Origin of the sequence: Mannheimia pernigra (assembly GCF_013377995.1) — a bacterium.
GTDB classification, from domain to species: Bacteria; Pseudomonadota; Gammaproteobacteria; order Enterobacterales; family Pasteurellaceae; genus Mannheimia; species Mannheimia pernigra.
In genome coordinates this window covers 1,360,429-1,385,338 of record NZ_CP055305.1, presented here as the reverse complement: position 1 = coordinate 1,385,338, position 24,910 = coordinate 1,360,429, and the positions used below count along the sequence as shown (strand labels likewise).

Annotated in this window: 29 protein-coding genes; 11 read left to right on the top strand and 18 right to left on the bottom strand. The window is 39.2% G+C overall.

Going from position 1 to position 24,910, the window contains the following annotated elements; all coding sequences use genetic code 11:
* Nucleotides 1-15 precede the first annotated feature (15 nt).
* The 3 genes from HV560_RS06705 (at nucleotide 16) to serS (ending at nucleotide 3,452) form a co-directional block, all read left to right on the top strand.
* On the top strand, nucleotides 16-1,425 hold the full coding sequence (locus HV560_RS06705; RefSeq protein WP_176808316.1) for a YcjX family GTP-binding protein: 1,410 nt from the start codon (nucleotides 16-18) through the stop codon (nucleotides 1,423-1,425).
* A 200-nt stretch (nucleotides 1,426-1,625) separates the two neighbouring features.
* On the top strand, nucleotides 1,626-2,105 hold the full coding sequence (gene smpB, locus HV560_RS06700; RefSeq protein ID WP_176812470.1) for an SsrA-binding protein SmpB: 480 nt from the start codon (nucleotides 1,626-1,628) through the stop codon (nucleotides 2,103-2,105).
* Between the two features lie 39 nt (nucleotides 2,106-2,144).
* Nucleotides 2,145-3,452, top strand: a complete 1,308-nt coding sequence (gene serS / locus HV560_RS06695; protein WP_176812469.1) for a serine--tRNA ligase — start codon at nucleotides 2,145-2,147, stop codon at nucleotides 3,450-3,452.
* Between the two features lie 26 nt (nucleotides 3,453-3,478).
* Here serS and HV560_RS06690 read toward each other — a convergent pair whose 3' ends face one another.
* From HV560_RS06690 to HV560_RS06680, 3 genes are read right to left on the bottom strand one after another with little or no spacing between them, the layout of a single operon-like run.
* On the bottom strand, nucleotides 3,479-4,570 hold the full coding sequence (locus HV560_RS06690) for a hypothetical protein (protein WP_176812468.1): 1,092 nt from the start codon (nucleotides 4,568-4,570) through the stop codon (nucleotides 3,479-3,481).
* A gap of 24 nt (nucleotides 4,571-4,594) precedes the next feature.
* Complete coding sequence (locus HV560_RS06685; protein ID WP_176812467.1) at nucleotides 4,595-4,873, bottom strand: BrnA antitoxin family protein; 279 nt, start codon at nucleotides 4,871-4,873, stop codon at nucleotides 4,595-4,597.
* Entirely contained in the window at nucleotides 4,842-5,126 is a 285-nt protein-coding gene (locus tag HV560_RS06680) for a BrnT family toxin (protein ID WP_176812466.1), read from the bottom strand. Before HV560_RS06680 ends, HV560_RS06685 begins: the two co-directional genes overlap by 32 nt.
* Before the next feature lie 250 nt (nucleotides 5,127-5,376).
* On the opposite strand from HV560_RS06680, the gene leuS reads away from it, so the two are divergent.
* Genes leuS through holA form a run of 3 tightly spaced genes read left to right on the top strand, consistent with a single transcriptional unit; the run spans nucleotide 5,377 to nucleotide 9,572 of the window.
* Entirely contained in the window at nucleotides 5,377-7,962 is a 2,586-nt protein-coding gene (gene leuS, locus HV560_RS06675) for a leucine--tRNA ligase (protein ID WP_176812465.1), read from the top strand.
* Between the two features lie 58 nt (nucleotides 7,963-8,020).
* Nucleotides 8,021-8,509, top strand: a complete 489-nt coding sequence (locus HV560_RS06670) for an LPS-assembly lipoprotein LptE (protein WP_176812464.1) — start codon at nucleotides 8,021-8,023, stop codon at nucleotides 8,507-8,509.
* Nucleotides 8,510-8,549: 40 nt separating this feature from the next.
* Nucleotides 8,550-9,572, top strand: coding sequence for a DNA polymerase III subunit delta (gene holA, locus HV560_RS06665; protein ID WP_176812463.1), 1,023 nt, complete (start codon nucleotides 8,550-8,552; stop codon nucleotides 9,570-9,572).
* Here holA and yacG read toward each other — a convergent pair whose 3' ends face one another.
* Genes yacG through ppdD form a run of 6 tightly spaced genes read right to left on the bottom strand, consistent with a single transcriptional unit; the run spans nucleotide 9,573 to nucleotide 14,117 of the window.
* Nucleotides 9,573-9,758, bottom strand: a complete 186-nt coding sequence (gene yacG / locus HV560_RS06660) for a DNA gyrase inhibitor YacG (protein WP_159629615.1) — start codon at nucleotides 9,756-9,758, stop codon at nucleotides 9,573-9,575.
* Nucleotides 9,740-10,378 (bottom strand): dephospho-CoA kinase, encoded by a 639-nt coding sequence (gene coaE / locus HV560_RS06655; protein ID WP_176812462.1) that lies wholly within the window; start codon nucleotides 10,376-10,378, stop codon nucleotides 9,740-9,742. The genes yacG and coaE overlap by 19 nt, the downstream gene beginning before the upstream one ends.
* 31 nt (nucleotides 10,379-10,409) lie before the next feature.
* On the bottom strand, nucleotides 10,410-11,066 hold the full coding sequence (locus tag HV560_RS06650; protein ID WP_176812461.1) for a prepilin peptidase: 657 nt from the start codon (nucleotides 11,064-11,066) through the stop codon (nucleotides 10,410-10,412).
* 2 nt (nucleotides 11,067-11,068) lie between these two features.
* Nucleotides 11,069-12,262, bottom strand: coding sequence for a type II secretion system F family protein (locus HV560_RS06645; RefSeq protein WP_176812460.1), 1,194 nt, complete (start codon nucleotides 12,260-12,262; stop codon nucleotides 11,069-11,071).
* Nucleotides 12,246-13,646 carry a GspE/PulE family protein gene (locus HV560_RS06640; RefSeq protein WP_176812459.1) on the bottom strand — a complete coding sequence of 467 codons (1,401 nt, stop codon included), beginning with the start codon at nucleotides 13,644-13,646 and terminating at the stop codon, nucleotides 12,246-12,248. Before HV560_RS06640 ends, HV560_RS06645 begins: the two co-directional genes overlap by 17 nt.
* Before the next feature lie 21 nt (nucleotides 13,647-13,667).
* Nucleotides 13,668-14,117 carry a prepilin peptidase-dependent pilin gene (gene ppdD, locus HV560_RS06635; RefSeq protein WP_176812458.1) on the bottom strand — a complete coding sequence of 150 codons (450 nt, stop codon included), beginning with the start codon at nucleotides 14,115-14,117 and terminating at the stop codon, nucleotides 13,668-13,670.
* A gap of 180 nt (nucleotides 14,118-14,297) precedes the next feature.
* Here ppdD and radA point away from each other — a divergent pair, with 180 nt between their 5' ends.
* Complete coding sequence (gene radA, locus HV560_RS06630; RefSeq protein ID WP_176812457.1) at nucleotides 14,298-15,677, top strand: DNA repair protein RadA; 1,380 nt, start codon at nucleotides 14,298-14,300, stop codon at nucleotides 15,675-15,677.
* Between the two features lie 38 nt (nucleotides 15,678-15,715).
* Here radA and HV560_RS06625 read toward each other — a convergent pair whose 3' ends face one another.
* Together HV560_RS06625 and HV560_RS06620 are read right to left on the bottom strand one after the other, a co-directional pair.
* Nucleotides 15,716-15,949 carry a YgjV family protein gene (locus HV560_RS06625; RefSeq protein ID WP_159629593.1) on the bottom strand — a complete coding sequence of 78 codons (234 nt, stop codon included), beginning with the start codon at nucleotides 15,947-15,949 and terminating at the stop codon, nucleotides 15,716-15,718.
* 127 nt (nucleotides 15,950-16,076) lie between these two features.
* Nucleotides 16,077-16,571, bottom strand: a complete 495-nt coding sequence (locus HV560_RS06620) for a dihydrofolate reductase (RefSeq protein WP_159629590.1) — start codon at nucleotides 16,569-16,571, stop codon at nucleotides 16,077-16,079.
* 113 nt (nucleotides 16,572-16,684) lie between these two features.
* Between HV560_RS06620 and proB the strand changes: the two genes are divergently transcribed.
* From proB to HV560_RS06600, 4 genes are read left to right on the top strand one after another with little or no spacing between them, the layout of a single operon-like run.
* On the top strand, nucleotides 16,685-17,776 hold the full coding sequence (proB, locus tag HV560_RS06615; protein ID WP_159629587.1) for a glutamate 5-kinase: 1,092 nt from the start codon (nucleotides 16,685-16,687) through the stop codon (nucleotides 17,774-17,776).
* On the top strand, nucleotides 17,776-18,540 hold the full coding sequence (locus tag HV560_RS06610) for a TSUP family transporter (protein ID WP_176812456.1): 765 nt from the start codon (nucleotides 17,776-17,778) through the stop codon (nucleotides 18,538-18,540). Before proB ends, HV560_RS06610 begins: the two co-directional genes overlap by 1 nt.
* Before the next feature lie 2 nt (nucleotides 18,541-18,542).
* Nucleotides 18,543-19,178 (top strand): endonuclease III, encoded by a 636-nt coding sequence (gene nth, locus HV560_RS06605; RefSeq protein ID WP_176808290.1) that lies wholly within the window; start codon nucleotides 18,543-18,545, stop codon nucleotides 19,176-19,178.
* 32 nt (nucleotides 19,179-19,210) lie between these two features.
* The gene (locus HV560_RS06600) at nucleotides 19,211-20,449 is read left to right on the top strand and encodes a multifunctional CCA addition/repair protein (protein ID WP_176812455.1); all 1,239 of its coding nucleotides are present in this window, start codon (nucleotides 19,211-19,213) and stop codon (nucleotides 20,447-20,449) included.
* A 47-nt stretch (nucleotides 20,450-20,496) separates the two neighbouring features.
* Here the strand turns inward: HV560_RS06600 and iscX are convergent, their stop codons facing one another.
* Genes iscX through iscA form a run of 7 tightly spaced genes read right to left on the bottom strand, consistent with a single transcriptional unit; the run spans nucleotide 20,497 to nucleotide 24,855 of the window.
* Nucleotides 20,497-20,691: a Fe-S cluster assembly protein IscX gene (iscX, locus tag HV560_RS06595; protein WP_159629574.1), complete on the bottom strand. Its 195-nt coding sequence runs from the start codon at nucleotides 20,689-20,691 to the stop codon at nucleotides 20,497-20,499.
* Complete coding sequence (fdx, locus tag HV560_RS06590; RefSeq protein WP_159629572.1) at nucleotides 20,691-21,032, bottom strand: ISC system 2Fe-2S type ferredoxin; 342 nt, start codon at nucleotides 21,030-21,032, stop codon at nucleotides 20,691-20,693. The genes iscX and fdx overlap by 1 nt, the downstream gene beginning before the upstream one ends.
* Before the next feature lie 16 nt (nucleotides 21,033-21,048).
* Complete coding sequence (locus tag HV560_RS06585) at nucleotides 21,049-21,414, bottom strand: Imm51 family immunity protein (RefSeq protein WP_176809842.1); 366 nt, start codon at nucleotides 21,412-21,414, stop codon at nucleotides 21,049-21,051.
* Between the two features lie 8 nt (nucleotides 21,415-21,422).
* Nucleotides 21,423-23,276 (bottom strand): Fe-S protein assembly chaperone HscA, encoded by a 1,854-nt coding sequence (hscA, locus tag HV560_RS06580; RefSeq protein WP_176812454.1) that lies wholly within the window; start codon nucleotides 23,274-23,276, stop codon nucleotides 21,423-21,425.
* A gap of 57 nt (nucleotides 23,277-23,333) precedes the next feature.
* On the bottom strand, nucleotides 23,334-23,966 hold the full coding sequence (locus tag HV560_RS06575) for a DUF2625 family protein (protein ID WP_176812453.1): 633 nt from the start codon (nucleotides 23,964-23,966) through the stop codon (nucleotides 23,334-23,336).
* Between the two features lie 34 nt (nucleotides 23,967-24,000).
* Nucleotides 24,001-24,522: a Fe-S protein assembly co-chaperone HscB gene (hscB, locus tag HV560_RS06570; protein ID WP_176809839.1), complete on the bottom strand. Its 522-nt coding sequence runs from the start codon at nucleotides 24,520-24,522 to the stop codon at nucleotides 24,001-24,003.
* A 9-nt stretch (nucleotides 24,523-24,531) separates the two neighbouring features.
* A complete protein-coding gene (gene iscA, locus HV560_RS06565; protein WP_159629561.1) occupies nucleotides 24,532-24,855 on the bottom strand; it encodes an iron-sulfur cluster assembly protein IscA in 324 nt (107 codons plus the stop codon).
* Nucleotides 24,856-24,910: the final 55 nt, after the last annotated feature.

Sequence of the window (24,910 nt, the reverse complement as noted above, 5' to 3'; positions counted from 1 at the left end):
AATAAAAGTTGCAAAATGTTTTCTAAAATTCATCATAAACTGAATAACTTTGTTCAACGTGGGTTGGATAATCACTTACGCCTTGCTGTTACAGGGTTAAGCCGCAGTGGTAAAACAGCATTTATTACCAGCCTGATTGATCAGCTTTTACACATTAATCAAGCGGGCAACGCCCATTTGCATTTATTCGCCCCTGCTCGCAATGGGCAAATTATTTCGGTAAAGCGGGTAGAACAGGGCGATTTAACCATTCCTCGATTTGAATATGATAAAAACCGCCAATCTTTTGAAGCTAATCCGCCTTACTGGCCAAACTCAACCACTGGCATTAGTGAAATTCGTCTTGCGATTCGCTACCAACGCCAACACTCCCTACTTCGCCATATTAAAGAAACAAGTACGCTATATCTGGATATTTTTGATTACCCTGGCGAATGGCTATTGGATTTACCACTACTCTCTCTTTCATATAAAGAGTGGTCACAAACCCAGCAAGCGGTACATAAAGATAAACGTTTCGAATTGGCTCAACCTTGGTTACAAGCGGTCAAAAAAGTCGATCTTTTTGCAAAAACAAACGAAAACTTGCTCGCAGACTTAAGCCAGCAATACACCGATTATTTACTCGCCTGTAAAGCAGAGGGAATGCAATATATTCAGCCAGGGCGATTTGTGTTGCCAACAGAAAATTCAAAAGGTGCTCCCGTTTTCCAATTTTTTCCACTGTTAGATTTAAACCAAGCAGAATGGGAAAAGCTAGAGCAAAGCGATAAAAACAGCCTGTTCCATACACTAAAAAAACGTTATGAGCATTACCAGAAAAAAATTGTGAGACCATTTTATGAAGATTATTTCTCAACATTCGACCGCCAAGTGATCCTAGCCGACTGCCTCACACCATTAAATTATGGCTATAATGAATTTATGGAAATGAAATTAGGGCTACAGCAGCTTTTCAACCATTTTCATTACGGTAATCGATCACTATTTAGCCGACTTTTCTCTTCAAATATCGACAAGCTACTATTTATTGCCTCGAAAGCTGACCATATCACAAGCGATCAAATACCAAACTTAGAAAGCCTGATGCGACAACTTGTACAAGAAGGGGGCAGACACGCCGAATTTAATGGCATTGAAACGGGTTATTTAGCCATTTCTGCAATTCAAGCAACCGATGCGGTAAAAGTCACGCAAAACGATAAGACTCTGCGAGCAATTCGAGGTATCCGCTCAAGCGATAAAAAACAAGTGACGCTCTACCCTGGCACAGTGCCAAGCCGATTGCCAGATAAAAATTATTGGCAATTTAACCATTTTGAGTTCGATCAATTTGAGCCAAAACGGATTGAGTTTGACCAATCTATTCCACATTTACGAATGGATTCGGTATTACAATTTTTACTTGCGGATATGTTTGAGTAACCACAAGCGGTCATTTTTTATGAATTTTTTACTCGCTATGCTCGCACGTCTAGCCATCAGCAAAGTGGATAATAAAACACACGCTTTTTGCAAATTTTTCAGCAAATTTGACCGCTTGCAAAGGTTTCCCTCCTTTCGCTGTTCACTGTTTAGCTCGTTTAGGGTAGAATTCAAATAAATTTTTAACACTTTCTAAAATTATGGCAAAAAAACCAAAAGCAGCATCGAATACGATTGCATTAAATAAACGTGCTAGACACGAATATTTCATTGAAGATGAAATTGAAGCAGGGATTGAACTACAAGGCTGGGAGGTAAAAGCACTTCGAGCAGGAAAAGGCAATATCAGCGACAGTTACGTCATTTTTCGCAACGGCGAAGCCTTTTTATTTGGCGCGATGATTACGCCACTTAATATGGCATCAACCCACATCGTGAGTGACCCAACTCGCACCCGCAAACTCTTGCTAAAAAAGCGTGAGCTAGATTCACTTTTCGGAAAAGTCAATCGTGAAGGCTACACCATTGTAGCAACCTCAATGTATTGGAAAAATGCGTGGGCGAAAGTGAAAATTGGCTTAGCAAAAGGGAAAAAGCTACACGACAAACGTGAAGATATTAAAGATCGTGAATGGCAAGTCGCCAAACAACGTATTATGAAAAATGCGAATCGTGGATAAACCTTATCCATTAATAGATTTTAAATTAAGGAAATTAATATGATAGACCAGAATCTACTGCGTACCAACCTAGAAGAAGTTGCAGAAATATTAAAAATTAAACGTAATTTCATTTTAGATATTGAGCGTGTGAAATCGTTAGAAGAACAACGTAAAACCCTGCAAGTAAAAACTGAAACTTTACAGGCTGAGCGTAATGCACGTTCTAAAAATATCGGTGCCGCTAAAGCACGTGGCGAAGATATTTCAGCCCTTTTAGCTGAAGTGGATTCGATGGGTAACGAACTAGACTCAGCAAAAGTAGAATTAGACAAAGTCCAAAACCAAATCCGTGAATTACTATTATCTGTACCCAATTTACCCGCAGAAGAAGTTCCATTAGGTAAAGATGACAGCGAAAACCAAGAAATTTCTCGCTGGGGTGAGCCTCGTCAATTTGACTTTGAGGTGAAAGATCACGTAGCACTAGGTGAAGCGTTAAACGGTTTAGATTTTGCCGCAGGCGTGAAATTAACCGCTAGCCGTTTTGTGGTAATGAAAGGCAAACTGGCTCGTTTGCATCGTGCGTTATCGCAATTTATGTTAGATTTGCACACCGAACAGCACGGCTACATAGAAACCAACGTACCATTTTTAGTGAACCAAGATTCATTATTCGGCACAGGTCAGTTACCCAAATTCGGCGAAGATTTATTCCACACACAACCATTAATGGGGCAAGATCCGAACGAGGTACAGCGCTCATATAGCTTAATTCCAACCGCTGAAGTGCCTGTCACAAACTTAGTGCGTGATGAAATTATTGATGAAGAAACCTTGCCATTACGCTACACCGCCCACACACCGTGCTTCCGTTCTGAAGCGGGTTCTTACGGGCGTGATACGCGTGGTTTAATTCGTATGCACCAATTTGAAAAAGTAGAAATGGTGCAAATCGTTGCTCCTGAAAAATCAATGGAAGCCTTAGAAGAATTAACAGGCCACGCGGAAAAAGTATTACAACTTTTAGGCTTACCATACCGCAAAGTGTTACTCTGCACAGGCGATATGGGCTTCGGTTCAGCAAAAACTTACGATTTAGAAGTGTGGCTACCGGCGCAAAACACTTACCGTGAAATTTCATCTTGCTCAAATATGTGGGATTTCCAAGCGCGCCGAATGGCTGCACGTTGCAAAGCAAAATCAGACAAAAAAACTCGCTTAGTCCACACCCTAAACGGTTCAGGTTTAGCGGTTGGGCGTACGCTTGTAGCAGTACTTGAAAACTACCAAAATGCTGATGGCTCAATTACTGTGCCAGAAGTGTTAAGACCTTATATGGGTGGAACTGAGATTATCACAGTCTAGTCTGTTATACTACATAGAAGCCAATCTTAATCAGGTTGGCTTCTAACTGTTAAATTCCGAAAATATTTTTCCAATGCATCATCCAATTGAGAAATTGATTCTGTGATATTTTCAATTTTTATATCAAATTGACTATCAGATAAATATTTTCTATCATTTAACACCTTTGAAGATAAATTATCAACTTCCTTCCAATAAGAAAATTCTAGTAACTCTTTTTCTCTTACAGATTCTATAATATATCCAAACCCATTTATGCTTTGGACGGGCTTTATATCATTAGCTATAATATAGAGTTTATCATCATTAGTTGCTAGCCAATGTTCACAAATAGTATATCCATTCAAAATCGCTTCTCTTTCATCAGTCCCAATACAAATACTTCTTATCCAATATGTATCCATTGCAGAATTAAGACAAGCAGCTCTGATTGAATTTAATGAATTTCTTTCTTTCACAAAATTTTTTCTTATTCTTTTTCGTCTTTCCTTTATTTCACTTGATAAAGTATGAATTACTGATTTATCATTAATTTTCCAAAAGGCATATTTTGCCAATTCTAATTCAAAAGCTGACACCATATCTAAATAATGGATAACTCCATATAAATAATGCCTGAATTTATCTAAACCAGATTGCCCTGAGTTATACTTATAGATATACTGTATTAATAAGTATGGTAAATAAAAACATCCTAATGCTTTTTGTGTATCTAAAGGAAGATCTCTAAATATTATTTTTTCTTCCTCAACATTAAATGGTTTATTCGTTGCATTAGGATCATCAACATAACTAGGAATAAATTTTTTACAAAATAAGTTATAAGCCTCTCTTGCTCTAGAGATATAACAGCCAGGCATTTCATTTATACCTAAAGCAGAAATTAATATATTTGGACACTCGGTAAGTATCTTATATAAAGGATATAACCCTAATTTCTTAATATCTTCTACAGTAGAATTTTTATCTAGCCTTTCCATTCTTTGGATCGTACAATTATCCAAATTGATTTGAATCGCTTCTTTTAGTCTATTTTTACACTTAGCATACCATATTAAATGTTCTAAATTATCACTAGATAATATTGGGCTATAAACTCTTACATTATTAGCATTCATAATGTATCTCCTACTTTTCTTAATTCAATGCTGAGCAATATAATCTTCCAAAACCTTATTCATTCTACTCTGCCAACCCTTGCCTGTAGCTTTAAAAGCCTCAATCACATTTGATGAATAACGAATTGTCACACTCACTTTTTTGTTTTGGCTTAAAGGTCTGCCCCTTTTCTTAGCTTGTGATTGTAAAACTAAAGATTGAAGTTGTTCAGGCATTTGCTGGAATGCCAAAGCATTATCAATATCTGCCTGTGTCCATTCCGGATTTTCATTATCTATTATCTGATTTTCTGTTTTTTTCATAAATTGCAATCTCTCTTGAATTAGCTTTTCTAAAACTGATTACCCTCACCACTTCCTGCCTTAGACAAAAAACCAAGGCGTAAAGTCGAGTCTCAATTAGTCCTAAAGCTTGATACCTAATTTCGCCGTATTCATTGCGTAAATCTTGTTTAATAAATGCAGTATCAAATTCGAAATCCTTTACCATTGAGAAAGGGAGTCCTCTTTCTAAGGTATTTTTTATACTTTTTTGCTCATCATATTCCAATTTCATTTGCGATGAACCTCATCAGTTATAACATCATCACTCAATCAAATCAATATTTTTTGTTGTTACAAAAATATCTTGAAATATCATAATCAAAGTTCTGCATTTTCTCACTTATCATTTAATGATTTTTCGAAGCATATCGCAAAAATCTGCAAAAAACCTTGTAAATCCCACCGCTTGCCATTCAAAAGAGCCTTGTTTTACGGTATTATCATAGCAATTTTTTAACTAATTCAAAGCAAGGTTAGATTTTATGCAACAACAATACACCCCAAGTGAGATTGAACCGAAAGTTCAGCACTATTGGGCAGAAAATAAAGTGTTCAAAGCAGTTAAAGACGTTACTAAAGAGAAATATTATTGCCTTTCAATGCTGCCTTATCCATCAGGCAAATTGCATATGGGACACGTGCGTAACTACACGATTGGCGATGTAGTTTCACGCTATCAACGTATGATCGGTAAAAACGTGCTTCAACCAATGGGTTGGGACGCATTCGGCTTGCCAGCAGAAGGGGCAGCGGTGAAAAACAATACTGCTCCGGCTAAATGGACGTACGAAAATATCGAATATATGAAAGGTCAGCTTAAAATGCTGGGCTTCTCTTACGACTGGGATCGTGAAGTGACAACCTGTCGCCCTGAATATTACAAATGGGAGCAATGGTTCTTTACTGAGCTGTATAAAAAAGGCTTGGTTTATAAAAAAACCTCAACCGTAAACTGGTGTCCGAATGATGAAACCGTACTTGCCAACGAGCAAGTTCACGAGGGTTGCTGCTGGCGTTGCGATACGCCTGTTGAACAGCGTGAAATTCCGCAATGGTTTATCAAAATCACCGATTATGCCGAAGAGTTATTAACCCAGTTAGACAACCTTCCGCAATGGCCAGATCAAGTCAAAACAATGCAACGCAACTGGATTGGTCGTTCTGAAGGGGTGGAAATCACCTTCAAAATCGCTGGTTCAAACGCAACCTTGCCTGTTTACACCACTCGCCCAGATACCTTCTTTGGCGTGAGTTATGTGGCGGTAGCAGCCGCTCACCCATTGGCAGAATTGGCAGCAGAAAATAGTCCTGAATTAGCGGAATTTATCCGTGAGGCTAAAAACACCAAAGTGGCGGAAGCCGAACTTGCCACAATGGAGAAAAAAGGAATGGCGACTGGCTTATTCGCTATTCACCCATTAACAGGCAAAGAAGTGCCAGTTTGGGTCGCAAACTTCGTATTAATGCACTATGGAACTGGTGCGGTAATGGCTGTGCCTGCCCACGATGAACGTGACTTCGAGTTCGCTCAAAAATACGATTTGCAAATTAATCAGGTAATTCGACCGCTTGATGGCTCAGAATGGGATTTCTCAAAAGCAGCTTACACCGAACACGGTAAATTAATCAATTCTGCTGAATTTGACGGCTTAGAATTTGAGGTAGCATTTAATGCGATTGCAGACAAATTAGAAGCAATGGGCGTGGGTAAACGCCAAGTGAATTTCCGTCTGCGTGACTGGGGTGTTTCTCGCCAGCGTTATTGGGGGGCACCAATTCCAATGATGACAACCGAAGAAGGCGAAGTGGTAACTGTTCCATTACAAGATCTACCCGTGATCCTGCCTGAAGATGTGGTGATGGACGGCGTGAAAAGCCCAATCAAAGCAGATCCAGAATGGGCAAAAACCACTTACAACGGCAAACCCGCATTGCGTGAAACCGATACTTTCGACACCTTTATGGAGTCATCTTGGTACTACGCACGCTACACTTGCCCGCAATATTTTGATGGAATGTTAGATTCTGACGAGGCAAATTATTGGTTACCCGTAGATCAATATATCGGCGGTATTGAGCACGCGACAATGCACTTGCTCTACTTCCGTTTCTTCCACAAATTATTGCGTGATGCAGGCATTTTAAATTCAGACGAGCCAGCAACGAAACTGCTTTGTCAAGGTATGGTACTTGCCGATGCGTTCTACTACACCAGCCCAACGAACGAGCGTATCTGGGTAAGTCCAACGCAAGTAACACTTGAGCGTGATGAAAAAGGCAGAATCACTAAAGCAACCGATCCTGAAGGTCGTGAGCTAGTTCATAGCGGTATGACGAAAATGTCAAAATCGAAAAACAACGGTATCGACCCACAAGAAATGGTGGAAAAATATGGTGCGGATACGGTTCGCTTATTTATGATGTTCGCCTCCCCTGCAGAAATGACCCTTGAATGGCAAGAATCTGGCGTAGAAGGCGCAAAACGATTCTTAGGTCGTGTATGGAATTTAGTGTATGAATATGCAAAATCGCCAGCAACGACAACTTTAGATACATCTGCATTAGACAAAGCCCAAAAAGAGCTTCGCCGTGATGTTCATAAAACAATAGCGAAAGTGAGTGATGATATTGGTCGCCGCCAAACCTTCAACACAGCAATTGCGGCGGTAATGGAACTAATGAATAAGCTCACCAAGGCACCGCTTGAAAGTGAGCAAGACAAAGCAGTAATGGCGGAGGCCTTAAGTGCGGTGGTGCGTATGCTCTACCCAATTACGCCACATATCTGTTTTGAATTATGGCAAGCCTTAGGTAATGAGCAAACCATCGACTTCGCCCCTTGGGTGCAAGCAAACGAAACTGCAATGGTAGAAGATGAAAAACTCGTTGTGGTGCAAGTAAACGGTAAAGTGCGTGGCAAAATTACCGTACCTGCAACCGCAACTGAAGATGAAGTGAAAACTATTGCCAAAGCAGAACCGAATGTAGTGAAATTCTTAGATGGTCAAGAAATCATTAAAGAAATCTATATTCCATTTAAAATGTTGAGCTTTGTAGTTAAAGGATAATATCTATATAAATTGATAGTACAAGCTGCTAAGCTTGTACTATCTTAGAGGAAAACTTATGATTAAAAAACTCTCCCTCGTTGCTGTTTTAGCCCTCACTGCTTGCAGTTGGCATTTTAAAAACAACGAAGTACTACCTGAATCACTCAGAACATTAACGCTTGAAAGTGCCGATCAACATAGTGAAATGTCTCGTATTTTACGTAATCAATTACAATTAAATGATGTAAAATTAGTGCCAAGTTCTGTAAATGTATCAAAACTTCGTTTAGTTTCAACATCTACAAATAGCAAGGTTGTCTCAGTATTTAAACAAGCTCGTGAAGCAGAAAAAATATTAACACTGAATGTAGAAGCAATTGCAGATATTCCAAATAAAGGGCAATATCCACTAGCGGTTTCTGCCCATCGAACTTTCTTTGATGACTCTCGTGCTGCACTTGCCAAGTCAGCAGAAAAAGAGATGATTATGAAAGATATGTACGAACAAGCCTCTCGCCAGTTAATTATTAAAATGGCTGCGTTGAAAAAAGAACTTTCAAAATAACAATAATTTGTAGGGGCGAACTATTTTTCGCCATTTATCTATGCAAAAGCTATTCCCTGAAGCGCTTCAACTTTCTCTAAACAAAGGATTACATCCCTTTTATTTATTAACAGGGAACGACTTGTTGTTGGTGAATGAATCTAAAGATTTGATTATCCAATCCGCTCGTTTAAAAGGCTTTGATGAGAAAAAAGAGATTGACGTAAAAAATGACACAAACTGGGAAGCACTTTTTGAAACAGCCCAAGAAATGGGATTATTTTTCTCCCGACAAATCATTATTTTGAATTTTCCTGAATCTCCAACAACGACACAATTTAAAAAGCTATCCGAATTCTGTGCATTAATTCATTCAGATCTCCTTTTTATTTTGCATTTGCCTAAATTTTCCAAAACGATGGAAAAGCAGGCTTGGTTTACCCAAATTGAGCCTCAAGTAGTACAAATTAACTGCCAAACGCCAGAAATCAGTAAGTTACCTCAGTGGTTAAGCAATAGAGCAAAAGAGATGAATTTGCAACTCGAACCTGAAGCAAATCAGCTACTCTGCTATAGCTACGAGGGCAACTTACTTGCATTAAAACAAGCATTACAACTACTACAGCTTCAATGCAATGATGGCAAAATTACCCTTAATAAAGTCAAAGAAGTAGTGGAACATTCCGCTCAATTTACTCCATTCCAATGGATTGATGCCCTTTTTGAAGGGAAAATCGGGAGAGCTCAACGCATTTTACATCACTTACAAAATGAAGAAGTACAAGCGGTTGTTTTATTACGTATCATACAAAAAGAGCTGATGATTTTACTTGAAATCACACGCGCCCCCACACCAGTCTCAAGCGAACAACCGCTCTTTAATGGTAATTTAAGAACGGAATTTGACCGCTTGAAGATCTGGCAAAACCGCAGACCATTTTACAGCCAGATTGTACAACGATTAAATTATAAAAAACTTTACGCTCTAATCCACCAACTGGCCGAATTAGAGCGTAAAGTCAAACAAGAATTTAGCGATGATATTTGGCTAGAGCTAGAGAGTTTCTCTGCTCAATTTACATAGCTAATATTTTTCTAAATCTTCGCTAAAAAGATCCTCCTCTTCACTGGCGATAGCGTGCTTTTCCGCTGCCCAATCCCCCAAATCAATGATCTGACAACGCTCACTGCAAAATGGGCGATATTTACTTTCTTTATTCCACACAACCTCTTTTTCACAAGTCGGGCAATTTACGATAGTTTCTGACATTCTTTTTCCTTTTTATTTGCTAATGTTAGGTATTTCTGGTGCAGACTATTCACTTGCTCTTTAATCAAAACGAATCCTTGCTCAATCGGTAAGTTATTTTCAATCAGATCATCAGCGTAACTTAATCTTTCTTCACGGCTGACTTGAGTCGCCATGATTTTTCGGATGGTTTCCACTTTGCTTTTATCTCGTTTGGTGGCTCGTTCGAGCTGAATTTCTGGGCTGACATCAACCACTAAAATGCGGTCACAAAATTCGGTGAGCTTATTTTCAATCAAGAGTGGTACAACCCAAATCAGATAACAAACGGTCGATTCTTGCAATTTTTTTACCATTGTTTCTCGAATTGCTGGGTGGAGTAAATTATTCAACCACGTTTTTTCGTTTTCATTGTTAAACACAATGTAGCGGAGTGCGGTGCGGTCTAGCTCTCCATCTGCAGTTAAAATTTGCTTACCAAAATGCTCAGCAATTTTCACTAAAAGTGGTGAGCCTTTTTCAACCACTTGGCGAGCGACAATATCGGCATCAATCACTTCTACACCAAGTTCGGCGAATAAATCCGAAACGGTGGTTTTACCACTGCCAATTCCACCTGTTAAACCCACAATGTAAGTCATAAAAGTTCCTCAAAATTAAAGTTCCTCAATTCTAATAATTAATCCCCCAGCTTTCAAGCGTTACAATAACGCCCACCGCCAAACTAATAAACGGAATAAATGCCAACTTTTCTAATTTTTGCTTTTTTATCCACCAATAAGTTAAGTAATAAAAAATGCCTAATAAACAAGCCGTTAATATCAGCAGTAACATTTTTTCTATATTGAATAAGGGAGATAACGCTAGCAATAACAACATATCGCCAAAGCCAAATGTTTCTTTTTTAAAAACGAGAAAGGAAAAGAGCGCGATAAATAAACAAAACAGTGAGGTAAACAATAACGTTTGATTATGGAAATGGTTTACGCTTTCCCATAAAACAAGTAGAAAAATAAGCCCGATATAGCGAGTATCCGTTAGGTAATAGCAAATATCTAAAAGAGAAAGAAAGCAAAGTAGAATAAAAATTCCGCCCATAATCGGGTTTTCCGAACAATACATAATAAGCGGAAAAAGTAGAAAAAAGAGGTTTACCCATCTTGTTTGTTGAGATTTTAAAGACGAGAGTGCAATAAATTGCTGCTCGGTTAAATTAAGCTGATTGATTGAATTAGCTGCTTGATAAATTTGCTGGTTTATTCTTATTGCAAATCTTGGCATTTCCGCTTTAAACCAAAAGGCAGATAAAAAGGAAAGTAAAAGCCACATAATTACTCCACTAAACTTCCCATATCAAAAATGGGTAGATATAAACCGACAATAATAGTCCCCACAATTATTCCCATCAGTAACATCAACATTGGCTCTAATAACTGAGAGAGCATATCAATTTGATAATCCAGTTTTTGTTGGTACATCTCGCTAATATGTTCGCATATGTTGGCAACGTTGCCGCTTTGCTCGCCGATTTCGATCATTTGTGGCATATCTAAGCCAAACACATTTGGATTAATGCCTTGCGAAAATGGGTAGCCTTGTTGCAAGAGATTTAGCATAAATTCAACCTCTTTTTGTAATATAGGATCATCACTTTTTTCAGATAAAAAGGATTTTAATACCAAATCTAACGGAATATGAGCATTCAACATTAAAGCCATATTTTGGCTAAAAAAGACAATACGGGCTTGCTGTATGATTTGTCGAAATACAGGGAGTTTAGACAATAACGCCATTTTTAACCTCACAAACCCGTTCTCTCTTTTTGCAAAAAAGAGGAAAAAAACGACCGCTAGTAATAAACTAAGTAGAAGATGCTTCTGTTCAATCAAACACTGGGAAAGAGAAAATAGTATTTCCGTAATCAGTGGTAAGGCTTTCTCTTTTGTGCCGTAAAGTTCTGCAAACTGGGGCACAATGAAGATCAACAATCCGAGAGAAAGAGACAGGGAAATAAACAATACAATCGCAGGATAAAACAGGATTTTCTTCACTTTTTTAGCTAACTTATCAGACTTAGCTCGGCTTTTCGCCAAATTCGTTAAGATGATACCTAGTTTTCCGCTTTGCTCGCCCATTTTAATCAGTTGAAGTTCTTGATTAGCAATAAATTTATCTTGTTTCTCTAATGATTGTGAAAAAGAATAACCATTTTCAATCAGCAAAATGAGCTCGCTTAGCCATTGATACATTTTAATATTTCGGCAGTTTTGTAAAATCATCGAAAGAGCCTGTTTTAACGATATAGCGGAATTCACTAATAACGCAAGCTGGGAAATAAATTGGCTGATCTGCTCTCTTTTCGGATTTTGAGATAAAACGAAGTTTCGATTAATGCGAATCTGCTCATAACCTTTCATTAGCAACATACTTTCAAGCTCTTCTCGGCTGCTAGATAATCGGCTGCCTTTACGTTTTTGTTGGAAACGATCAACCGCTTTCCAATGGTATTCATAGATTTTCGCCATTTCCTAATACCCTCAAAATTTCATTCTGATCTGTTTTTCCTTCCACTAATTTTTCTTTTGCACTCTCAGCTAAGGTTTCAAAATCTAAACAAGCGGTCGTTTTTTCAAAATTTTTTGCAGTTCTGCTCAAGAGTTGATAAATCCCAATTCTACCTTTGTAGCCTTGATAGCAATGCGTACATCCAATTCCTCCGCACGTTGTACAAAGCCGCCTTAATAGACGTTGAGCAACGACGAGTAATAATGTATTTTTTAGTTCATATTCCTTAATGCCTAGTTGTAATAATCGCTCTATGGCAGAGGGTGAATCATTAGTATGTAATGTCGAAAGAACCAAATGCCCAGTTTGTGCCGCTCTTAAGGCAATTTCTGCACTCTCCTCATCACGGATCTCACCTAGCATAATGATGTCAGGATCTTGTCGAAGGAAGGTTCTCAGTAGTTGGCTAAAATCAAGATGAATACCACGATTTACCTGAGTTTGAATAATACCCTCTATCTCAATTTCAATTGGATCTTCCGCGGTTAAAATATGTTTTTCATTGCTATTTAAATGACTTAATGCACTATAAAGCGTGATACTTTTACCACTACCTGTCGGCCCTGTTACTAGAATCAAGCCTTGCGGTTGATTCAGTGCATTGAGCAATTTTTCTTTCTGGCTTGGGGTAAATCCTAACTCTAAAAAGTCCAAATTAATTGGCTTATTTTTTTGAATCCGAAGTACCACTTTTTCACCAAAATGCGTAGGCAAAGTTGAAACGCGGAAATCTAAGGTTTCTGCTAAAATCGTTTTAAAATGAAATTGCCCATCTTGAGGCAAACGGGTTTCACTAATATCTAGTTTCGCTAGTAATTTAATTCGAGAAATCAGTCGGTTTGATACATTTTGAGGAAACGTTTTATAAAGATGTAAAACTCCATCAATTCTTAGTCGAATGAGTAACCTCTCTTTCTGAGGCTCCAAATGGATGTCTGAGGCATTATTTTTTAAGCAAAATTTAAAGAGATTATCTAAAATTTGAATAATCGGATCGTTTCTATCTACCTGCTCTGCATTTGATAACGAATAAGCGGCATTATCCTCATAAATTTCACTCTGCAAGCGACTCTGCTCGGGTGAAAGGGCATTAAGTAAAAATTTCAACTCATCAGAGGAAATCAAAACAGGCTCAATCTGCTTATGATGAATAAAAGCAAAGATTTCACACGCACTCAAGTTTTGCATATCATCAATCGCTAACCATAATTGTGATTCAGTTTCTCGCAACGGAACGGCTAAATATCGCAACAAAATCTGCTTTTCATTGCCGTTTTTTGCCCATTGTTCGGCAGAAATTTCAATGATTTGCTGGCTGTTAAGATCGGTAACTGAATACGCCATTTTGATTTCCTCTCTACCTAGCTAATTACAAAAACCTGCGGGGAACAAGCTGGTATCATTATTCGAGGCGGTACAACTTGCACTCCAACTGATCGTATTATTGGAAAAGGCTGGTGTTAGCGTGTAGCTATAGCCGTCAAGCGAGCCTTTTCCTGTTACGGTAATCACACCTTTATTTACCGTAATCGTCTTAAGATATTTGGTGTCGCTAGTATCAGCTTTATTGGCTTGAATACCATTTGTACCGCCCGAACAATTATCCAGCTCATTACGGTTATAAATACACAGCTCAACATCTGATTTATAAGAAGCCGATGCTCTCAATAATTCAGATAAAGCCGCTTTTTGTGTGTAAGCGTTGTAAGATGGAATCGCAATAGTGGCTAGAATGGCAATAATTGCAATCACGATCATTAGCTCAATCAAGGTAAACGCTTTTGCAAGCGGTCGAAAAAGATAAATTTTTTGCATATAAATTCCTTATAAAAAAACCAAAAAGTTTGGCAAACAAAGTGTGCAAATTTTTTGCTAAAGGTGCGACTATCAATTTCTAAATTTTCGACACAGATCGAAAAAATAAATATTCACTCTGTTTATTCATACAGTTTTTTGCTAGAATTTCGCAAAATTTTTCAAATTCAAGGATAAAAAATGGCAAAAGCACCTAAAACCGCCTATGTTTGTAATGATTGTGGGGCGGAATACTCCCGTTGGATGGGGCAATGCCGTGAATGTAAGGCTTGGAATACCATCAGCGAAGTTAGGTTGATTTCGAGTAAAGAATCAGCAAAATCTGACCGCTTTAGTGGTTACGCAGGTAAAACATCAGGCAAAGTGCAAGCACTTTCAGATATTAGCCTGCAAGAAGTGCCTCGCTTTAGCAGTGGTTTTAATGAGCTAGATCGTGTGCTAGGTGGGGGGGTTGTACCAGGTTCTGCCATTCTTATTGGCGGACACCCTGGTGCAGGCAAAAGTACGCTTTTACTCCAAGTAATGTGTGGCTTAGCTCAAAATATCCCTACTCTTTATGTTACAGGTGAGGAATCTTTGCAGCAAGTGGCAATGCGTGCTAACCGTTTAGGTTTACCTGCACAAAATCTTAAAATGCTATCTGAAACCTCCGTTGAGCATATTTGCAATATTGCCGATCAAGAAAAACCTAAAATTATGGTAATCGATTCTATTCAAGTGATGCACTTATCCGATATTCAATCCTCTCCAGGAAGCGTTTCACAGGTTCGAGAATGTGCTTCATTTTTAACTCGTTATGCTAAAACCCGCCAAGTCGCCATTATTATGGTAGGGCATGTCACTAAAGATGGGACACTTGCTGGCCCAAAAGTATTGGAACACGCTATTGATGCTTCATTATTACTTGAAGGCGAATCCGATTCTCGATTCCGCACTTTGCGTAGCCATAAAAACCGTTTTGGTGCAGTAAATGAGCTAGGTGTATTCGCAATGACTGAGCAGGGCTTGAAAGAGGTTAAAAATCCCTCTGCAATTTTCCTTAGCCGTAGCGAAGAACAAACGCCTGGTAGCTCTGTAATGGTGTTGTGGGAAGGAACTCGCCCACTTCTAGTTGAAATTCAGGCTCTAGTCGATCATTCAATGCTAGCAAATCCTCGCCGTGTCGCCGTTGGTTTAGATCATAACCGTTTATCGCTACTGCTTGCAGTTTTACATCGACACGGCGGACTACAAATGTCAGATCAAGACGTGTTTGTCAACGTCGTAGGCGGTGTGAAAGTAACCGAAACCAGTGCCGATCTGGCTCTGATCTTGGCTTTAATGTCTAGCTTTCGCAATCGCCCATTACCACAAGATTTAGTTATTTTTGGCGAGGTGGGATTAGCAGGGGAAATCCGTCCTGTGACTAGCGGACAAGAACGAATTAGTGAAGCAGCAAAACACGGTTTTAGGCGAGCCATCATTCCCCACGGTAATGCGCCTAAAAAGCCGATTAAAGATATGGACGTTTTTACTGTTAAAAAACTAAGTGATGCGTTAGATATTCTTTATAATTTATAGCAGTAGGGCAAATAACTATTTGCCCTCATCCAATTTATTTAAGAATGCTCTATCACTTTAGGTTTATTACCTTTAAAAATATAGTATAAATTAATACAAACGACTAAAGCATTTAAGCCTGTCACTGGAATTGAGCCAATCAATAAACCATAAACAACAAAACAAGCACAACCTAACGAATTGATTACACGGAGCTTAATCACATCTTTTAATAAAAATGAGCTAGCAACCAAAACCATTGCGACATAGCCTAAAATTTCAACATACTCCATTGAAGTCTCCCTAAACAATAAAAATTAAAATCAACGGTCATATTTTAAGATGTCTGAACATATTTGTATCTAGGACGAAAAATAGCAAAGGTTTGCGTTCAACTTTTTATTTTTGATTGCTTATTTATTAATCACTTTTACGTTTAAGCACCATAAAATGGCAGCGATATGGATTATTTTCATCCACTTCCGACCATTTTTCTTCTATCAATGTCCAATTTTCTTCATCAAATTCAAAGAAAGTATCGCCATCGATCTCCGCTTGAATGTCGGTTAAATAGAGCTGCTCTGCTTGTGGTAACGCTTGTTTAAATAATTCTCCTCCGCCAATAATCATCATTTCATCACCATTTGCAAGATTTCTAGCTAATTCGACCGCTTGTTCAAGCGATTGGGCAACATAAGCGCCTTCCACAATCATCTCTGAGCGAGAAAGAATAATATTCGGGCGTTTTGGTAGAAGCCTGCCTATTGATTCATACGTCTTTCTTCCCATAATCACCGGTTTGCCTACCGTATTTTGACGAAACCACGCTAAATCCACAGGTAAATGCCACGGCATTTCGTTACCTTTACCAATCACATTATTCTTTGTTCGAGCTACGATCACGCTAATTTTCATTTTCTATACCTTTTATGTCACTTGGTTCGATTTTATATCAAATTCAGCGTGATTTTACACCTTAAAAATGATAATTTTATTCGCATTATTTTTTAAATAAAAGTGAAGCACTTATGTCAAAAACTATCGTCATTAAATTCGGAACAAGCACGCTAACGCACGGCCAAAAAAGTTTAAGTCGCCCTTATATATTAGAACTCGTGAAACAAATCGCACAATTGCACCAAAACCATCGGGTGATCGTTGTCACCTCAGGTGCCGCAGCAGCTGGGCGTGATTATCTAGGACACCCACAACTCCCGAATACCTTAGCATCTAAACAGATGTTAGCGGCAGTTGGGCAAAGCCAATTAATTCGAGTGTGGGAAAATTTATTTGATATTTATAATATTCATATCGGGCAAATGTTATTAACCCGTGCTGATCTTGATGACCGTGAGCGTTTTTTAAATGCTCGTGATACCCTCGATGCGTTACTCGCTCAAAAAATTATCCCTGTCATTAATGAAAATGATGCCGTAGCCACTGAAGAATTTAAAGTAGGCGATAACGATAATTTATCTGCATTAGTTGCTATTCTTGCCCAAGCAGATCAGCTCTATTTATTGACCGATCAAGAGGGATTATTTAATGCTGATCCTCGCTCGAACGCTGATGCTAAATTACTTTCTGTAGTGGAAAAGATTACGCCTGAAATCCGCCAAATGGCAGGTGGCAGTTCAACAGGTTTAGGGACAGGCGGAATGAGCACTAAAATTACAGCAGCCGATATCGCCACTCGCTCAGGCGTAGAAACGATTATCGCCTCTGGCTCTCGTCCGAATGTGTTGGTTGATTTAGCAAATGGCGAGGCTATCGGCAGCAAATTTTTAGTACAATCTGACCGCTTGGAGGGTAGAAAGCGTTGGATCTTTGCCGCCCCACAAGTAGGGGAAATTGTTGTAGATTTAGGTGCTGAGCAAGCGTTGCTGCAACATAAATCATTATTACCGGTTGGCGTTTCTCAAATTAAAGGCGAGTTTACACGCGGAGAGGTTATTAAAATCTTCAATCAAGACGGAAAGGCTATTGCCTTAGGTATTGCTCGCTACAGCAGTGAGGCTTTACTTCGCATTAAAGGGAAAAAATCGAAAGAAATTGAGCTACTACTGGGCTATGAATTTGGCTCTGTCGCCGTACATAGTGATGAAATGGTGGTGTATTAATGGAATTAGGCATTGATATTTTAGCCATTTTATTCCTAGTTGCTACCATTGCTGGTTTTATTGATGCTATTGCAGGCGGAGGCGGGCTACTGACTATTCCAGCTTTAATGGCTGCAGGATTGCCACCAGCAATCGCATTAGGTACAAATAAATTACAAGCCTGCGGTGGATCATTTTCCTCCTCTTTTTATTTTATTCGTCAAAAAGCCGTGAATTTAAAGCCGATTTGGAGACTTATTTTATGTACTTTTATCGGCTCTGCCGCAGGGACTATTTTTGTACAAAATATTGATGTTGACTTCCTAAAAACATTACTGCCATTTTTAATTTTAATGATTGGTGTCTATTTTCTAGTTAGCCCAAATGTAGGAGATAAAGATCGTAAACAGCGAATTAGTTTTACTACTTTTGCTTTTACCGCATCCATTGCACTAGGTTTTTATGATGGTATGTTTGGTCCTGCAACAGGCTCTTTTATTACACTAGCCTTTATCTTACTACTGGGCTTTAACTTACCTAAAGCCGTTGCACACGCAAAAGTCATTAATTTTACCTCTAACTTTGCTTCACTGATTTTTTTTACTATCGGTGGTGCGATCATTTGGAAAGTCGGTTTAATTATGATGGTAGGACAATTTATTGGTGGCACACTCGGTGCTAAAATGGTAATGACAAAAGGCAAAAAATTAATTCGCCCAATGCTCGTAACAATGTCTTTTATTATGGTTGCTAAAATGCTCTACGAACAAGGAATTTTTAATTAATAATGAATAAAGCAAAACGTGTTGAGATTTTAACTCGCTTACGCAACGAAAACCCCAAGCCGACTACGGAACTCAATTATAGCAATCCCTTTGAATTACTCATTGCCGTAATTCTTTCCGCACAAGCCACCGATAAAGGGGTAAACAAGGCAACGGATAAACTATTTCCTGTAGCAAATACGCCACAAGCAATTTTAGATTTAGGTGTAGATGGGCTAAAAGAGTATATTAAAACTATCGGATTATTTAATAGCAAAGCTGAAAATATTATTAAAACCTGTCGAGATCTCATTGAAAAACACAATAGCGAAGTACCCGAGAATCGCGATGCCTTAGAAGCTCTTGCTGGCGTAGGCAGAAAAACAGCAAATGTTGTAATGAATACAGCTTTCGGGCATCCAACTATTGCGGTAGATACCCATATTTTCCGTGTTGCTAACCGTACCAACTTCGCGCCTGGCAAAAATGTCGTACAAGTTGAAGAAAAGCTACTCAAAGTCGTACCAGATGAATTTAAAGTGGATGTTCACCATTGGCTAATTTTGCACGGTCGCTATACCTGCGTTGCCCGCAAACCTCGCTGCGGCTCTTGTATTATTGAAGATTTATGCGAATTTAAAGAAAAAACGGATATGTAGCAAGCGGTGATATTTTAGGGAAATTTTGCAAAATGGATATCTATTTAGTCGGCGGTGCGGTGAGAGATAAATTACTTGGCTTGCCCGTGAAAGATCAGGATTTTTTGGTAGTGGGAGCAACTTCTGAGCAGCTTATCGCTCAAGGCTTTCAGCAAGTAGGGGCAGATTTTCCTGTTTTTCTCCACCCTGAAACCAAAGAGGAATATGCGTTAGCCCGCCAAGAGCGTAAACAAGGTAATGGCTACAACGGCTTTATTTGCGATTTTTCGCCAGAGGTCACACTAGAACAAGATTTAATCCGCCGAGATCTCACCATTAATGCTATTGCACAAAATGAAAATGGCACGATCTTTGACCCTTACCACGGCGTAAAAGATTTAGAAAACCGTGTGTTACGCCACATTTCACCCGCATTCAGCGAAGATCCGCTTAGAGTATTACGTGTGGCTCGCTTTGCTGCCCGCTTTCACCATTTCGGCTTTTCGATAGCCGCTGAAACCCTTGATTTAATGCGAAATATTGCGGAAAGTGGCGAGCTAGAAACGCTCACCGCAGAACGAGTGTGGCTCGAAACACAAAAAGTATTTGAAACTAACAATCCATCCATTTATTTTGAGGTTTTGCGTTCAGTTGGGGCATTAAAAGTCTTATTTCCCGAGCTAGAGCGGCTTTTCGGCGTGCCACAACCAGCACAGCATCACCCCGAAATTGATTCGGGTGTACATACATTAATGGTGTTGGAACAAGCCACAAGACTTGCAAAAAATGCGGAAAATCCGACCGCTTTACTGTTTGCCGCTCTCTGTCACGATCTTGGCAAAGGCTTAACACCGAAAGAGATTTTGCCTCACCACTACGGGCACGAAGTCAAAGGTATTCAACCTACCCGAGAATTGGCTAATCGTTTAAAAATACCCACAGAGATTAAAGATTTCGCATTGCTTGTTACAGAATATCACACCCATTGCCACAAAATGGCAGCACTCCGCCCTGAAACTGTCATCAAGCTCTTTAATGCCCTTGATGTATGGCGAAAACCAAAACGATTTTTTGATTTTCTGCTTGCTTGTGAGGCGGATGCAAGGGGGCGATTAACCTTTGAAAATCGCGATTACCCACAAGCCGCACTTGCTCAAAAATATTACCGAGCCGCAATGAAAATTGATGTGCAACAAGTTATTCAAGACGGATTTGAAAAACAAGGAATTCGAGAGGAATTAAATAAACGTAGAGGTTATGCTGTGAAAAAAATAAAACAAACAAATTGTTAAGATATTAAATGCAAAAAACCTAAAGCCAATGCTTTAGGTTTTCTTTATTACTCGTACTCTTCCAACCAAATGGTTAAAATCGCCTCAAGAATATGTTCGTTTGATGCTTCAGGATCGTCATCAAAATCGTCCATTTCGCAAATCCATTTGTGCATATCGGTAAAACGCACGGTGGTTGGATCTAAATCTGGATTCATATCATACAGATTTTCTGCGATCATTCGGGTATCTGTCCATTTCATTAGTGTGCTGCCTCATTTGCGTGGTTTAAGTTATATTTTGGAATTTCAACAACGAGATCTTCCTCGCCAACAACACATTGGCAGCTCAAACGACTATCCATTTCTAAGCCCCAAGCCTTATCTAACATATCTTCTTCTTGATCGGTTGTATCGTTTAAAGAATCAAACCCCTCACGAATGACGACATGGCAAGTAGTACAAGCACAAGAACAATCACAAGCGTGGTGAATTTCCACCCCAGCATCGTGTGCAACTTCTAATAAATTATCCCCAGTCTTAGCCTCAATAACCATACCTTCTGGGCAAAACTCTTCGTGTGGAAGAAATACAATTTTTGGCATCTTAATTTTCCTTTAATTAATCCCATTCAATATTATCTATATGCTCTCCAATGAAGTTGAACATTTCATCTTCATTCTCAACCAAATAAATAATAATATTTTTCAATTCTCTCGCTTTTTCTTTGCTTTTCTCCGAAAGCGGATAAGTTACATAATAGCACCCTACCTCAGGATCTTCCTCTAATAACTCTAATAGGCTTGGACGATAAATACTAAGATAAGCTCGTAAAAATGCCGCCCAATTATAGCCGTTCATATAAGCAGCTTCATATTTTGCATTAATTCGCTCGCCTAATTCAAAAATGCGATTATCTTCTAAATCAAATTCCACCGAAACAGTTCTAAACGGCTCTGAGAGTTCGGTTTTTACATAGTTAGACATAACACTCCTTATGCAAGATCGTCCATTTTTTTACCCGCTAATGCTTTTTGAATAGATAAATTCATACGGCGTGCGGCAAATTCTTGTGTGGCTAAATCTAAATCTTTAATGCCTTGCTGAATAGCTAGGCGATCTGTTCCTGCTTTTAATTCAATTAAACGGGCTAATTGAGCTTCAATCGCCTTAAATTCTTCGATGTTCAATACCTCTGAGCCATCTTCTTTCAATGCAATCACGACACTATCAATCACACGGTCTGCTTCCACTTTTTGCTCAACGAGTTGACGAACTGCCATATCTTCTTTGGCATTGCTCATCGAAGATTTAATCATTTGGGTAACTTCTTCATCAGTTAAACCGTAAGATGGCTTAATTTGAATCGATGCCTGAACTTTTGTTGATTTCTCCATTGCCGTTACATTTAATAAACCATCTGCATCAACTTGATAAGTGACTCGAACCTGTGCCACACCAGCTGCCATTGCAGGAATACCACGCAGGCTGATTTTACCTAATGAACGGCAATCCTCCACCAGCTCACGCTCGCCTTGTAGCACGTGAATAGTCATTGCTGTTTGCCCGTCTTTGCCAGTGGTAAATTCTTGGGCTCGAGCAACAGGAATAGTAGTATTACGTGGAATAATTTTTTCCACCAAACCGCCCATTGTTTCAATACCTAATGAAAGAGGCACGACATCTAATAACAACATATCAGAATCAGGCTTGTTACCCACTAAAATATCGGCCTGAACTGCCGCACCAATCGCCACCACTTTGTCTGGATCAATAGATGTTAATGGCGTTTTACCAAAAAACTCACCCACTTGCTCACGCACAAAAGGCACTCGGGTTGAACCACCTACCATCACCACTTCTCGCACCTCTTCAGCTTCCACGCCAGCATCTTTTAACGCACGGCGACAAGCCATTAAAGAACGTCTTACAAGCGGTTGAATTAGCTCATTAAATTGCAAACGACTCACAGTACCTGTCCAATTTGCAAAATTCACCTCAAATTCGGCCGCTTGTGAAAGAGCAATTTTTGCTTGAGTTGCTAAAGTTAATAATTCGCGCTGTTCGCTAGCAGTTTGTGGTTTGTAATTAGCTTGTTCGGCTATCCAATCGGCTAATAAATGATCGAAATCATCGCCGCCAAGAGCGGTATCGCCTCCCGTTGCCAATACTTCAAACACGCCTTTGCGTAAACGCAAAATGGATAAATCAAACGTGCCACCACCTAAGTCGTAAACAGCAATTACGCCTTCTTGACCACTGTCTAAACCATAGGCAATTGCCGCCGCCGTTGGCTCATTTAATAAACGTAATACATTTAAGCCAGCTAAACGTGCCGCATCTTTAGTGCTTTGGCGTTGGGCATCATCAAAATAGGCAGGCACAGTAATAACTACGCCCGATAATTCTCCACCTAAACGTTTTTCTGCGAATTGTGCCAAGTGGCTTAAAATATCTGCTGAAACTTCAATCGGGCTTTTATTCCCTTGTGCCGTTTGAATGAGCGGCAAGCCATTTTCGCTCGCATTAAATTGATAAGGTAAATTGGTATAACGTTGCTCAACATCAGCAAGCGAACGCCCAATTAAACGCTTGGCGGAAATAACCGTATTTTGTGGATCAAGTGCTGCTTTTGCAAAAGCCTCAACACCGACTGTTTTTTCAGTTTCGCTGTAATGCACGACCGATGGCACTAATGCTCTTTCTTGTTCATCTAACAACACTTGCACCTGCCCGCTACGAACAGTCGCAACCAATGAATTTGTTGTGCCTAAATCAATGCCAACTGCTAATCTGTGTTGATGTGGTGCAGCGGTTTGACCGGGTTCAGAAATTTGTAATAATGCCATTATATTTTTATCTCTCTAATCTATCCCCCTCTCCCCTTGTGGGAGAGAGAAAAATTTTTAAGCCACCGAATATCCCATATTTTCAGGGGCAAAAACGCTTTGGTAGTGGCGTTCAATCGGTATGGCAATTTTGCTGTTTAAATCTAAAATTTGATGACCTTGCAATTTTCTAACATCGGCTTGCCAATTTTCCCAGCGGAGGTCTTGGTAAAACTCGTCTAAATCGCTAGATAATGCCCAGCCTAAAAATTCAGAATAGCCAAAATTAAGACTTTGCCATTGTTGGCTTTTCGGGTGATGATAATACACGTTGCCGATATCAGCCCCAATTCCACCTGCGTTAATGGCAAAATAGCCGCCAATCGCATCATCTGCAATCAATAAATGGCTTGGCTGCTCGCCCGATTGCTTGAAGGTTTTGCCGAAATTCCAATCGAACAACCCACGGGGTAATTTTTCATTGTCTGAGCCTAAAATGCGTAGCCAACCGTGGTCAATAAGTACTCCACCTGTTTCATAAAGCATTGCTCCAAGCGGTGAGCGGGTGGAAAGCTGCATTCCGACTAAAGCCGCACTGGCATCTTCAGGATAGCTTGCCAAAATTTCGTAATGATTTTTTGCTTGAGCGAACCAGTCTCTTAAAATTAACCAAGCGGATTGTTTATCTAGTAACACGTCTAAACTTTTCATTTGCAAAACCCCGATAAAATATGACCGCTTGTATTTACATTTCAAACAATTTTTCTTCTACTTTCTCAATCTGAATAATCAACTTTTTGAAGTAGCGTAATTTATCGGTTAAGGCATTTGCTTTTTGCCATTGTTCTGCATTTAATTCTGTTCCAAGCTGTTGAAGTACCGATTTTTGCTCAGTTTTAATCTGTTTTAAGAAAACCGTTAATTCGGTTTCGTCTTGGCGGTGTTCGATGGTTTCGAGCTTTTCGTGCCATTCGAGCTGTTGCATTAAGAAATCCACATCTCGCATACTTTTTTCTTCCAGGTTTTTAGCTTCACCTGTGTGAATTTCAATAATCGCTTCTGCTCGTAAAATCGGATCTTTAAGAATATTTAACGCATCGTTCACATCTGCTGATTTTTGCACCGCTTCAAGTTGTTCTGCACTTGAATAGCTAGCAAAATTATCGGGGTGAAGCTGTTTTTGTAAAGCAAGATAACGCTCAGAAAGCTGGGCATTATCAAGTTGAAATTGAACGGGTAAGTCAAATAGTATAAATGGATTACTCATTTTTGCTCCTTAAACATTAAAGCTTTCGCCACAACCGCATTCATTTTTCACATTCGGATTGTTGTATTTAAAGCCTTCGTTTAAGCCTTCTTTGACAAAATCAAGCTCTGTACCATTGAGATAAACGAGGCTTTTTTCGTCCACAATCACTTTTACTCCGTGTTGCTCAAATACGTGATCGTCTTCATTTAATACATCAACAAATTCCAGCACATACGCCAAGCCTGAACACCCTGAGGTTTTCACGCCAAGCCTTAAGCCAATGCCCTTTCCACGGTTTTCTAGAAATGTACGAACTCGGTTTGCTGCTGGTTCAGTTAAGGTAATACTCATATCTGTACTGTCCTTATGGATATTGTATGTGAATGGATTAAATCAAGATAGAAAT

Bases quoted from the DNA above. Each gene is read 5' to 3' on its own strand.
- hscA (WP_176812454.1), bottom strand. From the start codon at position 23,276: ATGGCATTATTACAAATTTCTGAACCCGGTCAAACCGCTGCACCACAT.
- HV560_RS06650 (WP_176812461.1), bottom strand. From the start codon at position 11,066: ATGTGGCTTTTACTTTCCTTTTTATCTGCCTTTTGGTTTAAAGCGGAA.
- nth (WP_176808290.1), top strand. From the start codon at position 18,543: ATGAATAAAGCAAAACGTGTTGAGATTTTAACTCGCTTACGCAACGAA.
- serS (WP_176812469.1), top strand. From the start codon at position 2,145: ATGATAGACCAGAATCTACTGCGTACCAACCTAGAAGAAGTTGCAGAA.
- HV560_RS06685 (WP_176812467.1), bottom strand. From the start codon at position 4,873: ATGAAAAAAACAGAAAATCAGATAATAGATAATGAAAATCCGGAATGG.
- HV560_RS06645 (WP_176812460.1), bottom strand. From the start codon at position 12,262: ATGGCGAAAATCTATGAATACCATTGGAAAGCGGTTGATCGTTTCCAA.
- HV560_RS06705 (WP_176808316.1), top strand. From the start codon at position 16: ATGTTTTCTAAAATTCATCATAAACTGAATAACTTTGTTCAACGTGGG.
- iscA (WP_159629561.1), bottom strand. From the start codon at position 24,855: ATGAGTATTACCTTAACTGAACCAGCAGCAAACCGAGTTCGTACATTT.
- HV560_RS06620 (WP_159629590.1), bottom strand. From the start codon at position 16,571: ATGAAAATTAGCGTGATCGTAGCTCGAACAAAGAATAATGTGATTGGT.
- HV560_RS06575 (WP_176812453.1), bottom strand. From the start codon at position 23,966: ATGAAAAGTTTAGACGTGTTACTAGATAAACAATCCGCTTGGTTAATT.
- hscB (WP_176809839.1), bottom strand. From the start codon at position 24,522: ATGAGTAATCCATTTATACTATTTGACTTACCCGTTCAATTTCAACTT.
- HV560_RS06625 (WP_159629593.1), bottom strand. From the start codon at position 15,949: ATGGAGTATGTTGAAATTTTAGGCTATGTCGCAATGGTTTTGGTTGCT.
- HV560_RS06670 (WP_176812464.1), top strand. From the start codon at position 8,021: ATGATTAAAAAACTCTCCCTCGTTGCTGTTTTAGCCCTCACTGCTTGC.
- smpB (WP_176812470.1), top strand. From the start codon at position 1,626: ATGGCAAAAAAACCAAAAGCAGCATCGAATACGATTGCATTAAATAAA.
- coaE (WP_176812462.1), bottom strand. From the start codon at position 10,378: ATGACTTACATTGTGGGTTTAACAGGTGGAATTGGCAGTGGTAAAACC.
- HV560_RS06680 (WP_176812466.1), bottom strand. From the start codon at position 5,126: ATGAAATTGGAATATGATGAGCAAAAAAGTATAAAAAATACCTTAGAA.
- HV560_RS06640 (WP_176812459.1), bottom strand. From the start codon at position 13,646: ATGGCGTATTCAGTTACCGATCTTAACAGCCAGCAAATCATTGAAATT.
- HV560_RS06585 (WP_176809842.1), bottom strand. From the start codon at position 21,414: ATGTCTAACTATGTAAAAACCGAACTCTCAGAGCCGTTTAGAACTGTT.
- leuS (WP_176812465.1), top strand. From the start codon at position 5,377: ATGCAACAACAATACACCCCAAGTGAGATTGAACCGAAAGTTCAGCAC.
- yacG (WP_159629615.1), bottom strand. From the start codon at position 9,758: ATGTCAGAAACTATCGTAAATTGCCCGACTTGTGAAAAAGAGGTTGTG.
- HV560_RS06600 (WP_176812455.1), top strand. From the start codon at position 19,211: ATGGATATCTATTTAGTCGGCGGTGCGGTGAGAGATAAATTACTTGGC.
- HV560_RS06690 (WP_176812468.1), bottom strand. From the start codon at position 4,570: ATGAATGCTAATAATGTAAGAGTTTATAGCCCAATATTATCTAGTGAT.
- holA (WP_176812463.1), top strand. From the start codon at position 8,550: ATGCAAAAGCTATTCCCTGAAGCGCTTCAACTTTCTCTAAACAAAGGA.
- proB (WP_159629587.1), top strand. From the start codon at position 16,685: ATGTCAAAAACTATCGTCATTAAATTCGGAACAAGCACGCTAACGCAC.
- ppdD (WP_176812458.1), bottom strand. From the start codon at position 14,117: ATGCAAAAAATTTATCTTTTTCGACCGCTTGCAAAAGCGTTTACCTTG.
- HV560_RS06610 (WP_176812456.1), top strand. From the start codon at position 17,776: ATGGAATTAGGCATTGATATTTTAGCCATTTTATTCCTAGTTGCTACC.
- iscX (WP_159629574.1), bottom strand. From the start codon at position 20,691: ATGAAATGGACAGATACCCGAATGATCGCAGAAAATCTGTATGATATG.
- radA (WP_176812457.1), top strand. From the start codon at position 14,298: ATGGCAAAAGCACCTAAAACCGCCTATGTTTGTAATGATTGTGGGGCG.
- fdx (WP_159629572.1), bottom strand. From the start codon at position 21,032: ATGCCAAAAATTGTATTTCTTCCACACGAAGAGTTTTGCCCAGAAGGT.